We start from the raw sequence: 13,942 nt of genomic DNA, 5'->3' as shown, positions 1-13,942 counted from the left end.
CCTGTAAGCCTATCAAAGTTAGGCCATTCGAAAGGTGGTCTTTAACAGTTTCGGGTAAATGTTTAACTATATAGAGGGATGTTTCCTCTAAAAGGAGAAAACATTAAACAATTAATTTTAAACGTGTTACAATTCCATTTTTTTGGGTCAACAGAAATTAAAATTTGGTGTTTAATTGTATCCATATTTTAGATGTATGGTTTACAAGCTTTCCAATGCGGTAGAAAGAGAGCAGATTGAGAAAGAGTTTGGTCTAACTTTTAAGTATCCCGATCTTTATACCCCCGACATAGTGATCAATGGCTTGCAAGAGGCAAGTCTTTCTGTTTTGACCATGGAAAATACGAACCAAGTAACATTTGCCATTTGGGGATTGTTACCAGAAGGCTATAAAGAGGATTGGTACGTTTTTCAGCAAATGACCAATACCCTGAATGTGACCCTCCATGATTTACAAACCACTACCTGGATGGGCAATTCCTTGCAACAAGGGCGGTGTCTTGCCATAATTTCCGGGTTTTTCACTTATTTATTGAAAAATGGGAAAACCTATCCCTATTATGTTCAATTGATTTCAGAATCCCCCTTTTACGTGGCCGGTGTATATCACAGACTGGATGACGGATTTCTTAGTTGCGGCCTTATCACCACGGCGACCGATGACTTCCTAAAAAGTTTTCACAACATTGGAGATCAAGTGCCCTTGATTATTCCTGAAAGTGCAAAGGACGTATGGTTGTCCCCTCAAACGGAAACAAACGTTTTACAAGGGATAATTGAAAACCCGCCCAAGGCCAAGCTTCGGGCCAATCCAATAGCCCAAGAGTTTTTTAAAAAAAACATTCTTTACGATTCCATACTACAGCCTGTTTTCTATGAAGATGTGCCGAATGGAGGCGATTCTAACTTTTAGTTTTCCTTTTAATTCTGGCCCGGTACTCCGTGGGCAAAATACCATAGTGCTCCGAAAATATTTTTGAAAAATAGCTTCTACTCCTTATGCCAACCAGATAAACAATTTCAGAAACGGTTAAATCCGTTTTCTTAAGATAATCCCTTGCAATTTCCAATTTCAATAATTTGATGTACTCGTTCACCGTCTTCGAGTACAGCATTTTAAACCCTGTTTGTAACTTTTTTGCGCTTAGTCCAACTTCTTTGGACAATTTGGCTATTGTAAGTGGTTCAGAAATATTATCAACAATAAAACCTGACAGTTCATGTATTTTCTTGATGTCAGATGTAGTCAAGGAAGATGGCAGGGTCTCGCGATTCTCAAATTTGTGGTGTTCCAAAAGCTGCATGGCCAAAATAATGTTCAATCGGCCTTCTATCCCCAAGGTTTTTATTATCCCCTTCGTTTCTTGTGTCCGCATCTCCTTTACATGATTTTCGATTTCTAGGTTAAAATTACCCAGATGCATGTAAGGGAGGTTCAAGGTTTCTTCCTTAAAAACGGACGATAATAAATCGTTAAGATAGCTAAGGTTGTTGTTCTTCTTTCTTAGATACTGCTTTTTAAGAATCTGTATAAAATTCACCTTGACGTTTACCCATTTTGGAAAAACAAACGTTTTTCTGGACTTGGTCCTCGGTGCAATTATGATGTTTTGATAGCGTTCCAGCAGTAATGCTTCATCGTCATCTCCTTCTTTATATTTTAGATTGCCCTCAGATATAAAAATGAATTCCACCGGGGTCTCATCTCCTGTTTGATGAACAAGTTTGAGTTCTTCCGTAAAGTTTACATCATAGTCGACTAACGAAACGCCCCAATCAAAGGATATGCTTTTTATGGTTCCTTGACCATATTGGTTGTTGAATACCAAAATACGCTCACCCCATTTTTCCTCAAGTGTTCCACCAAAAAACTCGTGAAGTTGGTCTAATGAACTGTCTATATTATGGTTAGCAATAACAATTTCATGCATAACATCCGCTCAAACATTGCGGTGCAAAGAAATTGGACAGGACCAAAAGTGTTTAACAATTTTGAAATTATAAATAACAGAATTGGGCAGTTGTCTTGGTTAAATTGTTAAAAAGTCCGAATATTTAAAGGGGTTTAAACAATTTTTAAGCAGAACGATTGGCTCCTTTTTTGTTTCTGTTCTTAATCACGTAGTCCTTGGGTGAGATACCAAATTGTTGTTTAAAGAGTTTTGAAAAATAACTCCGGGAATTGATTCCTACCTGGTAGGTAATCTCGGTAATGTTGAGGTCAGATTCTTCCATAAGTCGTTTGGCCTCAGCCATACGAACCTCCGTAATGTAATGGTTCACCGATTTTTTATACAGTTGTTGAAATCCCTCCTGAAGCGTATTTTGGTTAAGGCCGACCTTTTTTGCCAGTGACACTATACTCCCTAGGTTTTCCATTTCGTCTTGAATGATGGTACTGGCTTCCTCGATTTTCTCAACGGTGTGCTGGCGCAATATTCTGCGCTGATTTGGATTCTTGGCGTCATCCAAATATTGTTTCAGGAAATGGGTAAAAATCTCATACGTTTTGCCTTCAAGAAAAACATAGCGCATAAAACCGGTCAAGTCAGTGGTTGTAAACTCTTCCATGAATTTTGCGATGTCGAGACTATAGTATCCTTGGGTGTAAAAAGAGTTTATTCCGTTCACGTCCCTAAAAATCTTTTCCAGATTGGTGTTCATGTTTGGTAAAAAAGTATCAATCTTATTCTCGAATACCTTTCTATCCAGCACCAAGGCAAAAAAACATGTTGATCTATTAGAATGGATAATAATGGCCTGATCTTTTTCGGTTCCGCCGGAACTCATTACGCTTTCCAAGTGCTTTACTTCATTGAGGCCCGTTTCGCCGTGCTCTATACCAATCTCATCCTCTCTATTAAAAAGTATAAGCAGGGGTTGCACTGTTGTTCTCGAAAAAATAATGCGTATTTCTGTGGACAGGGTACAATCAAACTCATAAACGGTCAATCCATGGTCAAAATCGTAGGTTTTAATATAGCCATGGCCCAGCTCAGCGGAAAGATTAAGCGAAAACTCTTTGTCGTCCTCGGTATATTCCAAATCTAGACCATTACCGACGGTCTCGACAAACGCTTTTGCGCCTTGGTTCTTTATTTGAATGTTGTGCTCCACGCTCATCTTAATGCATTTAAAGATAATTCTTTATTTAAGATTGCTAAGGTGCCTTTTCATGGTTAATATTCCTAATGGGTCAACATGTGAATCGTTAGCGGCAAACATTCCAAACAAAAAAAATAATTTTTGTATCGTATTGATTAAGAGATAATCAAACACTTAACTAAAAACCCAGAAAACATGTTACGCTGGACAATCACCTTTGTTATTTTGGCTATTGTGGCCGGAATTTTTGGTTTTGGAGGAATAGCCGCTGGAGCGGCCAGTATTGCCAAAGTGCTATTCTTCATCTTTATCGTTCTATTTGTAATTTCCCTAATTAGAGGTAGAAGAAAAATATAAACATCCATTAACTTAAAAAATCTTGAAAATGAAAAAATCTATAAGCTTGTTTATTTTATTCATTGCACTTGCTTTTAGCCTCACTAATTGCAGAGAAACAAAAGAGGAAAAAGCTGAAGATGCCATCGAAGAGGTTGAAGACGGGATTGAAGAGGCTGGAGAAGAGGTCGAAGATGCCGCCAAAGATGTAGAAGAAGAAATTGATGGTGCAATAGATGACAATTAGACACACTCCAAAAGCAATGATAAAAACTCCGGCAAGAATAGCCGGAGTTTTTTGTTCATTATCAACAACCCTTTGAAATTGAAAAGTTTTCCTGTGTGTTACTCTAAAATCATGTTATATTACAAGTCCATTTTAGGTGTTGCTGTTTCTCCACCAATAGTGCTTCCAATCAGTCCGATTACATAGTAGTATGAATACCTTTTTTTTAATCTTATACTTCGTGCTGACCCTAGGCGTTATATTCGTCATAATCTATTATGGTCGCAGGCCCACCAAATCCATTAGTTGGGTGCTTGCTGTAATAGTGCTTCCCTTCGCAGGCCCCATACTCTACTATCTTTTTGGGGTAAACAGGAGAAAGTTTAGGTTTTTTAATATTCGGGAATTTGAACGTCGGAAAAAAATTTCCAGGCATAGCCCCATTAGCGGGGATGAATTTTTGGCAGATTTCCCTGATGATTTGCGGAAAAAGAGGTTATCCAATCTTATCTCGTCCAATTCCAATGCAACACCCAAAAAAGGAAATGCCATCAGCATTCTGAATGATGGGGAAGAAACCTTTGATGCCTTGTTCAAAGCCATGGAAAAAGCTGAAAAGTTCATCCATGTGCAATATTATATTTTGGAAAAAGGGATGCTCTTGGACAAAATGCTCAAATTGTTTGAAAAGAAAATTAATGAAGGGGTTACCGTACGTATTATCTATGATTCCTTTGGAAGTTACTATCTAAAGGGGAAGCCCAAAAAAAAGTTTAGGGAAATAGGTGTAGAAATGCGGGCTATGATGCCTTTAAGACTGGGCAACCTATTGTTTTCGCTGAATTATCGAAACCACAGAAAAATTGTTGTGGTAGATAATAAAATTGCCTTTACGGGAGGGGTGAACATTTCCGACAAGTACATAAAAGCTGAAGGCGAATTGGGAAAGTGGAAAGATACCCATCTACAAATCAAGGGGCCTCTGGTGAACGACCTTCACCTAATTTTTTTAAAGGATTATTTTTATGCCTCCAACAAAGATGATTTTGATGCATCGGACTACCTCTCCGAACAAACCAGCCAAGGAGAAACTGTAGCACAGGTTGTGGCGGGCGGGCCAGATTCCAACCAACCTGTAATTATGCAACAGTATATCGGAATGGTCAACCAAGCCAAGAGCAAGATTTACATTGCCAATCCATATTTTATGCCCGGTCAAGCATTTCTACAAGCTCTTAAAATAGTTGTCCAACAGGGTGTGGACGTTCATCTACTGGTGCCGAATAAATCAGATTCAAAAGCGGCTATGTATGCTATGTTCTCACAGTTTGAAGAATTGCTCAAGATAGGGGCCAAAATTTATTTACGGGACGATTTTTCGCATAGTAAAATCTTGATTGTTGATGAAGACTTGGTAAGTATCGGTTCAGGCAATTTTGACAACCGTAGTTTTGAGCATAACTACGAAACCAATATCCTCATCTATGATGAATCATGTAATGCCATGATATCCGAAGAATTTCTCAAAATACGGAAAAGGTCCAACGAACTGGATTATGAGTCGTTTAAAAAGCGGCCCCGGTGGAAAAAATTTCTTGAAGGTTTTTCCAAATTTTTCAAGCCCCTATTATAACTATGCCCGATTTCGGGATTGTATCAAACATTCCTTGGTATGGGTCAATTTCTTGCTAAAAGGAGCTTTACTTTTATCATAACTTTGGAAGTTGCGTACAGTTTGAAAATTGTCCTTGGCATACCATATTTGTTTTAATCCAAATCCAAGGCAAGTCAATACATGTCCCTTTCTATTTTTGATTGTTTTGAAAAGAAAACTAATCACATTCCTAAGCATCTCCCTAATTTCATTGATACTATATATGGCCCTATCCGAACCTGAAAATTCTGTACCAGAAAGCATTAAAGATGAAGTGGCCGCCGCCTTGGATTACTTTCCAGAGCTCGAGAACATTCCCATTGAATTCAAGTTCAAGAAAAAAATTAAAAAATCCGTAATGATGGCTCAGCCGTCATTTGGCAGCTTGTTCCGTTCCCGTAAAAATCGGGGCTACGTGGTGTTGATCAGTAAAAGCTTCAAAATAACAGGGAAGAAATTTAAAACAGTCAATGTGCCCAAAGATGTTCTAATCGGCTGGATAGGGCACGAACTTGGACATGTAATGGACTATCAGCAAAAAGGCAATTTGGAGTTGATAGGTTTCGGAGTACGTTACATTTTGTTAAAAGAACACGTTAGAAAAGCAGAGCGAACCGCAGATTTGGAAGCTGTGCGTCATGGCATGGCAGAGTATATCATTAAAACAAAAAAATTCATCCTGGACAATGCTGAAATTGACGAGAGTTACAAAGAACGCATTAGAACCTATTACTTGTCTCCAGAAGAGATTCGGGATATCGTAGAAGAAAAAGATTGATGAGCCCGAAATAATACTTTTATGAATTATTGGCCACAAATGCCTCCCATTCAGAAAATCTTTCCTCATCCATCACCCTTTCCATTTTTACCTGCCCCCCTTTTTTCTTATTGGCACCACTCCAATCTGTGAACGTTTTAACAGGAACCACATGTGCCTTCACCCCCTCCAACGCTTTGCTACGGGCCACTTTATAATTTTTATTGGCTTGTTTTAAGTAATTGTCCAATAGGTTTGCCGTTTTTTCCTCTTCCAATTTACTATCACAACCCAAATACCAGCTATGATAAAAACCATCTTCGTATCGTTTGGCACACAATGTATATTCAGGAATTTTCATATCCATTTCCTTTTCCAAATACTTTACCGCATCATTAAGTTTGTTCACGGAAAGTTGTGAGCCTACAGTATTTAAAAAGAATTTTGTTCTTCCTGTGATTTTTATTTCGGCCTTTTCGATATCCGTAAAAGCTATAGTATCCCCAATAATGTATCGCCACGCTCCAGAAACCGTGGAAATTATCAATACATAATCTTGGTCTTTCTCCACTTCATCCAAGGTTAGGGAGGGTGCATTGTCTGTTAAGGAACCATCTTGATTAATGTATTCGGCCTTGAAGGGAACAAATTCGAAATAAATTCCGTTGTTGGTAACCAAACGCATTGCTGTAGTTTCCGGTCTGGTCTGAAAGGCAATAAAGCCTTCCGATGCCAAATAGGTGTCTATAATCTGGATGGGTTTCCCCAATAGCGCGTTGAAACTTTTTTGATAGGGTTCAAAGGCTACTCCACCTGAGGTGTACACTTGGAGGTTTGGCCAGATTTCATGAATATGTTCTAGCCCATTGTAATCGATTACCTTTTTAAGCATTAGCTCCATCCATGATGGAATTCCGCTCAGTGCTCCAATATCCCATTCTTTGGCCTGCTTTGCTATTTTCAGGACCCTATCGTCCCAATCATCTGTTTGTGCAATCTCTTCGCCAGGTTTGTAGTAACCCCTAAACCAAAATGGAATATTGCTTGCACTTATCCCACTTATTTCGCCTTCAAGCCGACCATCTCTTTGTCTCAAATCTGTGGAGCTGCCCAACATCATGATTTCTTTTTCAAAAAAATCTGCGGGGAAGTCAAAGTTGCTCAAAGCCAACACCTGTTTTATTCCGGCATTTCTTATAGCAGCCAGCATATCTGAAGTTACAGGTATTCTTTTGCTCTTTTTTCCGGTAGTACCAGAGCTGAGGGCAAAGTAATCCGGGTTTCCTGGCCACGTAACATTTTCTTGGCCATCCACCACCCGGTTCCACCATTCATCATAGATTTTGTTATAGTCATGGTAAGGTACTATCTGTGCAAATTTTTTCCTTATATCATCGGATTTCGATATTTCATTAAAATCGTATGTTTCCCCGAAAGTGGTCTTGGCAGCTTTCGATAAGAGTTCCTTCAGCACCTCTTTTTGTTCTTCTATAGGGTTTGGGTCACTTAAAACAGTTTCTGTAAGGTCAATAAACCCTTTGATTATATTGCCAATTATTGCCATTCTTACTTGTTGATTATCAGTAAGAGCAAAAATATTGCCTAACATCACGCTACATTTACTCAAAAGATTTTTTCCTTAACTCGGATGGCATAAATATTATTACGTTGGTGTTTTCAATGACAAATGCAATCTATAACCTAGCAGCCATCCATTAACATTGTTTGAAAAGAGCCTTTGTCGAAAAAGAAACACCGGCTCAATTACGAATCAAAGAAGTTCATTTCATATGGTTTTATATGAAATCAATAAAAATAAAAAAACCTGAAAATCAACTGTTTTCAGGCTATTAGAGAAATTTTGAAATTTCCCAGTGGTCCCACCTGGGACTTAACTATTCTCATATTTAAATCATTTTCAGTGTTTTGTAAGTCGTCAAGCTGGATTGCTCACCGAAAAACTCACCGAAACTATGTTGGATTTTAAATGAACTTATTTGTTATTAAATATAACTATAATTTATCCAGTGATAGAACTTGAAATAATTGTTGGAACTACAATTATTTATCCCCAGTATTTAATTCTTTGATATTCGATCAACAAAAGGATTGGCCCAAAATTATAGATAGCCTAAATTCGACCTTAAATGATTTCACAATTCATGACCTTTATCTAAGGAATCTTGAACATCACAAGGGCATTTTCCAAGACGTTCAAAACCTTTGCAGAAAATTTTTTGGAGTCTAAAACCTATGAAATTGGATAGAAATCGCCAACCACAAATAGTTCACTAAAAACTGTTGAGAAGAGCAATAGCACAAACCTCTATGCATCAAAGTATTTGTAAATACAATAATAAAGACATACTACGTATTGATTTGATATTAGGAGAGGTATAAAAAAATGTTAATTATGTTGTATACACAACTTTTAGGTTTACATTTGAATGGTGAAGTATCAATTACATCAATGTTTGGGCTTTAGGGTGCGCAAATTATCGCGCATCATTGATAATGTATACCGATCAAAGCTTAAAGCATTTGGGATTTCCGAAAATCAGTTGACTATCCTCTTTGCTTTACACCAAAATGGTCTACTTGAACAAGGAAAGTTAGGAGAAATGTTGGGGTTAGAACGTTCTTCGATAAGCAGAAGTATTCGTCTAATGGTTAAAAATGATTGGGTAAAAAGATCAAGTGACTATAGGCCCTTATTGGAATTAACCAAGACAGGACAAGAATTTGTCAAAGTGCTCATTCCTGTATGGGAAGAAGCCATGGACCAACTTACCGAACAATTCTCAAACCAAGGAGTTGAGTGGTTATCGAAACTAGAACAAAAAATGATATAAAAATTTCCATATATGTTGTATATACAACTTATTGGATTAGTACAATTAACTCTGAACAAATTTCATGTCAAACTTACAAACGTTAATTAATCGCAATCAAGATTTCAAAAATCAATTTGGCCATTCCGATCTGCCCATATTACCTAAACTCCGCACGGTGATTCTTACCTGTGCTGATTCTCGTGTGGACCCCGCCCATATTTTTGACCTTGGTCTAGGTGATTCTGTAGTTATCAGAAATACCGGTGGAAGGGTAACTCAAGAAACAATAGATGAAATCGCCTCATATGCCTTTATGTCGGCTATGATGGATAAATCCAAAGGAGTGCAGGAACCTTTTGAAGTTGTCATACTACACCATACCCAATGCGGTGCCGAAAGATTTGCAAACCCAGAGCTTCAAAAAGCACTAAAAAACAAGACCGGGGTCGATGTCGCTTCTATAGCCATTCATGACCATGAAGAAAGCATGGCCGAAGATTTAAATCGATTAATAGATGCTAAAAAAGAACTCCCGGATCACATAATTGTTTCTGGAAGCATTTATGATGTAAAAACAGGAGGTGTTGAAACGACAATCAACCCATCAACATTGGAAGATTTAAGACGTGCAACCCCAAATGAATAATTTGACAACTACATTTAAAATTGAACAATAATGAATTCCCAAGCCGATAAAAAAATATTGATAACCGCAGCAAATGGTCATACTGGATTACCGGCTGCCAAAGAATTGTTGCGATTAGGGTTTCAAGTTCGAGCCATGGTAAGGAACCCACAAAACCCGAACGCCCTAGCATTGAAACGAATGGGAGCAGAAATTTTTGTGGGAGACCTCGAAGATTATCGAGACAACAAGAAAGCCCTGGAAGGAATTGATCGGGCTTACTTCTGCCCACCCTTTGCGAAGAACACTTTATTTAAAACAATCGCATTCATAATTGCAGCCGAAGAATCTGCAGTGGAACATGTAGTGTATATGTCGCAATGGCTTTTGAGTCAGGACCACCCCTCAATTAACACCAAAGAACAATGGCTTGGGGATCAGATTGTAAAAATGCATCGCAAAGTTCAATACACCTTTGTGAACCCGGGAATGTTTGCCTTTACCTATTTCTTTACGGTCGAAATGATCGCTCAGTTAGGAATTATGCCTACCAGTATAAAGGGTAAGGGATTAAATCCTCCACCGTCTGAAGAAGATCAAGGAAGAGTGGTTGCCCATATATTGAAGGATCCGGCAGGGCATCACGGTAAAACATATCGCCCCACAGGCCCTAAGATCATCTCACAACAAGATGTAGCGGATACCTTTTCAAAAATTTTCAAAAGAAAGGTCAAAATCCTGGAAATATCTGAGAAGATGCTACTCAAATCATTAAAATCGATGGGATACCCTATATATGAATATGCGAATATCATCTATTATTTAAAAGACGTAGAACAAAATGTAATGGCCTATGGTGGAGTGACCGATGTTGTCAAAGAACTTACCGGAAGAGAACCTGAAGACTTTGAGACCATTGCAAGAAGAGCTGTTTCGAAAATGCCGCAGGCCAATCAAAATTTCCCGAATAAAATGAAGGCTCTGTTTAACTTCATGAAAATTGCATTTACAAAAACCCCGGATTTAACAAGTTTTGAGAGGCAACAACACTTTCCCAATTTTATACATGGAATGAATCAGGTAATTGAAAACGAATCTTGGATAAAACTAAGAACGCAAACCTCTTATAATGTCAAAAATACCTCCATTAAAGGGCAAATTGATCTACTCCCATCTGCGGCATTGTAACATCTCTTTTTTTTAGATATATGGAAGATGTTTTTATTACCACAGGAGAACTATTAAAATATGAGAAATGTTCGACATAAATCGAAAACTATATCCTTTCGAAAGTAAGTACTTGCTCTTAGGCGATGAGACCAAACTTCACTATGTTGATGAAGGCGAAGGACCTGTAATTTTAATGCTTCATGGAAATCCAACCTGGTCTTTTCTATACAGAAATATGATCAAAGAACTGAGTTCCGATTTTAGATGTGTGGCACCAGATTTAAGCGGATTCGGAAAATCAGAACCAGCAAAGGGTTTTGATTTTAGGGCAGCTTCACACGCCGAACTGATCATTGAGTTTGTTAATCACCTACAGTTGAAGGATGTCATTTTAATTTGCCAGGATTGGGGCGGGCCTATTGGGTTGAATTTGGCAATCAGCAATCCTGCCAATATCAAAGGTATGGTCTTGGGCAACACCTGGGGTTGGCCTTTGAAAGGTTCATTGCGATTTGAACTTTTTAGCAGGCTAAATGGCGGGTTCATTGGACGTTCCATGGCCTATGCTTTTAACGGTGTTTGGCGTTTGTTTATGCGTGCTGGTTTTTACCATAAAGTACCGAAGGAAGTTTTGAACATGTATGCTGCCCCGTTCAAAAAAAGGTCTAGGCGTAAACAAACCTCTGTTTTTCCCAGGGAATTGATAAAGGCATATGATTTTGAGAATAGAATCATAAATAATTTCAAGACCATCGAGCATATTCCCGTTCTGTTCTTGTGGGGCACTAAAGATTTTGCCTTTAAAACTGGGGCCTTAAAAAGGTTTCAAAAATTGTTTGTCAACCACCAAACCCATCCTTTGCAAGCCGGTCATTTTTGGCAGGAAGATGCTTGGTTGGAGGCCAGTCAGTGGTTTAGAAAATGGTATAAAGAGCATCAAATGACATAAATTGGCTCAGCAAAAATGCAAGAACAAAAAACCTAAAAAAAGAACTCAGATCACCAATCTTGGTTTTTACCAGTTTTAATGTGGCCTGTAATTGAGAGTTTTAAAGATCAATAGCCTTACAGCAAATGAAAGAAAACATGGAAACTGTTAGCGCAAGCGACAATTTAGAACCGGTCGCTACTCGGAATTCTTCCGTGAACGAATACTTAAAATCATTCCAGATACTCTCTGATGATGAAATCAATCTGTTTGAAAGCAAATTGGTCAAAAAGCGGTTAAAAAAAGGCGACCTTTTTATTCAGGAAGGCCAAACGAGCAAGGAGATAGCCTTTGTATTTTCTGGTTTGCTCAGGTCCTATTATCATACTGCTTCCGCAGAGGAAGTGACCTACTGCTTTTCATTTGCCAATGAATTTACAGGCGCATACACTTCTTTTCTCTCACAAAGAAAAACCGTGCTGAATGTACAAGCCTTAACGGATTCGGTCTTACTTAGCATCTCAAGAGAAGATGTTTTGGCATTAGAGAAGTCAAGTTATAACTGGCTCAAGCTTTTTAAAGTGATTGCAGAGCAAGAATTTGTGCAAACAGAAAAGCGAATTTTTCTTTTGCAGAAAGAAACTGCTCAAATACGGTACCTTAATCTGCAAGCCAATCACCCCGAATTTCTGCAATTGATCCCTCTGAATTATCTAGCCTCTTATCTCGGTATAACGCAGCGCCATTTAAGCCGTATAAGGCGCACGGTAACGAATTAGACAAATGTCCTTTCAGACGCGTTTTGTAGTACTGTTCTTTGCAGAAAAATAATTAGATGAAACACGTTTTGATAATTAACGGACATCCAAACAAAGAGAGTTATAATTATGCCTTATCTGAGGCTTATTTAAAAGGAGCCCGAAAAAGAGATGATGTTGAAATAAGTCAAATCAACCTGAATGAATTAGATTTTAACCCTGTCATAGAATCCGGAGACCAGTACAACTCAGAACTGGAGCCTGATTTACAGAATGCAATAGCAAAAATAAAAAAGGCAGACCACCTGGTTTGGGTTTTCCCCATGTGGTGGTATGGTTCTCCAGCACTGATGAAAGGTTTTATAGACCGAACATTTCTGCCAAAAATTGCTTTTAAATTTGAAGAGGGTAAAGTCTTTCCTAAAAAGCTATTCAAAGGCAAATCCGCTAGATTGATTATAACAGCAGACACACCACGTTGGTATGACAAATTGTTCATGAGAAGCCCGGCTATCAATCAGTTAAAGAAAGGAACACTTGAGTTCTGCGGCATAAAACCTGTTAAGGTGACTTACATAGCTCCGATCATCAAGTCCAAAGAAGAATTTAGAGAAAAGTGGCTTACCAAAGTCTATTTACTGGGTGAGGGGTTGCAATAGTTCGGCCCCTATTCAATTTTGAAATGACGTTCAAGAAAATCATAGACAAGATCAAAATGTTCCAATGGCGCTATATGTCCACCATCAAGTTGAATATGTTGATAATAATGCTTAAAATCATTTTCCCTTAATCGATTGATGATTTGCGATGACATTTCGGATGCTGGCCATAGTTCATCGTTTTTACCGGATAAAATCAAAATGGCCCCATTGATGTTCTCCACTTGTATTTCCGCTTTTTTTGCAGCTTCTTTATCCTCGAGCATCATAGCATGTGCAGTATATAAATCTCCTTTTAAAGCTGGCGAGATCGTTTCAAATGGCGCAGGCACATAGGGGACTTCCTTGTCATTGTACATCCAAGAAGAAGTGTTTGCTGTCCAAGTTATGGCGGGGAAGCTAACATGGGGTGCCGACATCGCTATGACACCACTGAACTCTGGATATCTGCAAGCTAGATTTAGCACAAGTTCACCACCCCGTGAACCTCCCATGAGTACTATTTTTGAACTATCAATCTTAGGGTGTTGTGCAACAGCTAAAATGGTGTCTCGTATGGCATTGAGTGAAATGCGGTCTAAATGCCTAGAGGTTCCACTTGATTTGAAATAACCAATGGCTAACAAAGCATAACCTTTTTGATTTAGACTATCACGTTTTCCTTTTAGGTAATTTCTAGTCCAATCATTGCCGCCATCACCGCCACCGAAGGCAACGACCAATGGTTGTTTTACGGCATTTCCCAAATACAATTTTGATTCAACAATTCCATATTGGTCAGAAAGATCTGGGACATAGGTAAAAATATATAGCAAACCCGCAATTATGATTGATAGAGTAATGATTGTGGATATTGTAATTTTTTTCCTCATTTAGGTGGAGATTTGAAC

Annotated in this window: 15 protein-coding genes; 11 read left to right on the top strand and 4 right to left on the bottom strand. The window is 38.4% G+C overall.

Annotation, left to right across the window (positions count from 1 at the left end; all coding sequences use genetic code 11):
- The first annotated feature begins 196 nt into the window (after positions 1 to 196).
- Positions 197 to 913, top strand: coding sequence for an SOS response-associated peptidase (locus tag GTQ34_RS07465; protein ID WP_166523147.1), 717 nt, complete (start codon positions 197 to 199; stop codon positions 911 to 913).
- Here the strand turns inward: GTQ34_RS07465 and GTQ34_RS07460 are convergent.
- On the bottom strand, positions 903 to 1,931 hold the full coding sequence (locus tag GTQ34_RS07460; protein WP_166523146.1) for a helix-turn-helix domain-containing protein: 1,029 nt from the start codon (positions 1,929 to 1,931) through the stop codon (positions 903 to 905). The two genes, GTQ34_RS07465 and GTQ34_RS07460, sit on opposite strands and share 11 nt — an antisense overlap.
- Before the next feature lie 145 nt (positions 1,932 to 2,076).
- Positions 2,077 to 3,123: a helix-turn-helix domain-containing protein gene (locus GTQ34_RS07455; protein WP_166523145.1), complete on the bottom strand. Its 1,047-nt coding sequence runs from the start codon at positions 3,121 to 3,123 to the stop codon at positions 2,077 to 2,079.
- A 177-nt stretch (positions 3,124 to 3,300) separates the two neighbouring features.
- On the opposite strand from GTQ34_RS07455, the gene GTQ34_RS07450 reads away from it, so the two are divergent.
- The 4 genes from GTQ34_RS07450 to GTQ34_RS07435 all read left to right on the top strand — a co-directional run bounded on the left by GTQ34_RS07450 (position 3,301) and on the right by GTQ34_RS07435 (position 6,099).
- Complete coding sequence (locus GTQ34_RS07450) at positions 3,301 to 3,462, top strand: DUF1328 domain-containing protein (RefSeq protein ID WP_166523144.1); 162 nt, start codon at positions 3,301 to 3,303, stop codon at positions 3,460 to 3,462.
- Between the two features lie 28 nt (positions 3,463 to 3,490).
- The gene (locus tag GTQ34_RS07445; RefSeq protein ID WP_166523143.1) at positions 3,491 to 3,688 is read left to right on the top strand and encodes a hypothetical protein; all 198 of its coding nucleotides are present in this window, start codon (positions 3,491 to 3,493) and stop codon (positions 3,686 to 3,688) included.
- Between the two features lie 190 nt (positions 3,689 to 3,878).
- A complete protein-coding gene (gene cls, locus GTQ34_RS07440; protein ID WP_166523142.1) occupies positions 3,879 to 5,300 on the top strand; it encodes a cardiolipin synthase in 1,422 nt (473 codons plus the stop codon).
- 187 nt (positions 5,301 to 5,487) lie between these two features.
- Positions 5,488 to 6,099, top strand: coding sequence for a hypothetical protein (locus GTQ34_RS07435; protein WP_166523141.1), 612 nt, complete (start codon positions 5,488 to 5,490; stop codon positions 6,097 to 6,099).
- A 19-nt stretch (positions 6,100 to 6,118) separates the two neighbouring features.
- On the opposite strand, the gene GTQ34_RS07430 is transcribed toward GTQ34_RS07435, so the two are convergent.
- On the bottom strand, positions 6,119 to 7,642 hold the full coding sequence (locus GTQ34_RS07430) for a GH3 family acyl-acid amido synthetase (RefSeq protein ID WP_166523140.1): 1,524 nt from the start codon (positions 7,640 to 7,642) through the stop codon (positions 6,119 to 6,121).
- A gap of 883 nt (positions 7,643 to 8,525) precedes the next feature.
- Between GTQ34_RS07430 and GTQ34_RS07425 the strand changes: the two genes are divergently transcribed.
- The 6 genes from GTQ34_RS07425 (at position 8,526) to GTQ34_RS07400 (ending at position 13,052) form a co-directional block, all read left to right on the top strand.
- Positions 8,526 to 8,930: a MarR family winged helix-turn-helix transcriptional regulator gene (locus GTQ34_RS07425; RefSeq protein ID WP_166523139.1), complete on the top strand. Its 405-nt coding sequence runs from the start codon at positions 8,526 to 8,528 to the stop codon at positions 8,928 to 8,930.
- A 64-nt stretch (positions 8,931 to 8,994) separates the two neighbouring features.
- Positions 8,995 to 9,558: a carbonic anhydrase gene (locus tag GTQ34_RS07420; RefSeq protein WP_166523138.1), complete on the top strand. Its 564-nt coding sequence runs from the start codon at positions 8,995 to 8,997 to the stop codon at positions 9,556 to 9,558.
- 30 nt (positions 9,559 to 9,588) lie between these two features.
- Positions 9,589 to 10,725 carry an NmrA family NAD(P)-binding protein gene (locus GTQ34_RS07415; RefSeq protein WP_166523137.1) on the top strand — a complete coding sequence of 379 codons (1,137 nt, stop codon included), beginning with the start codon at positions 9,589 to 9,591 and terminating at the stop codon, positions 10,723 to 10,725.
- Positions 10,726 to 10,792: 67 nt separating this feature from the next.
- Positions 10,793 to 11,656 carry an alpha/beta fold hydrolase gene (locus GTQ34_RS07410; protein WP_166523136.1) on the top strand — a complete coding sequence of 288 codons (864 nt, stop codon included), beginning with the start codon at positions 10,793 to 10,795 and terminating at the stop codon, positions 11,654 to 11,656.
- A gap of 137 nt (positions 11,657 to 11,793) precedes the next feature.
- Positions 11,794 to 12,414 (top strand): Crp/Fnr family transcriptional regulator, encoded by a 621-nt coding sequence (locus GTQ34_RS07405; protein ID WP_208103860.1) that lies wholly within the window; start codon positions 11,794 to 11,796, stop codon positions 12,412 to 12,414.
- Positions 12,415 to 12,470: 56 nt separating this feature from the next.
- Entirely contained in the window at positions 12,471 to 13,052 is a 582-nt protein-coding gene (locus GTQ34_RS07400; RefSeq protein ID WP_166523135.1) for an NAD(P)H-dependent oxidoreductase, read from the top strand.
- Between the two features lie 8 nt (positions 13,053 to 13,060).
- Here the strand turns inward: GTQ34_RS07400 and GTQ34_RS07395 are convergent, their stop codons facing one another.
- Entirely contained in the window at positions 13,061 to 13,924 is an 864-nt protein-coding gene (locus GTQ34_RS07395; RefSeq protein ID WP_166523134.1) for an alpha/beta hydrolase family protein, read from the bottom strand.
- Positions 13,925 to 13,942: the final 18 nt, after the last annotated feature.

Source organism: Flagellimonas ochracea (genome assembly GCF_009903685.1).
GTDB classification, from domain to species: Bacteria; Bacteroidota; Bacteroidia; order Flavobacteriales; family Flavobacteriaceae; genus Flagellimonas; species Flagellimonas ochracea.
The sequence above is the reverse complement of the archived record's forward strand: the minus strand, read 5'-3'. Positions and strand labels throughout refer to the sequence as shown.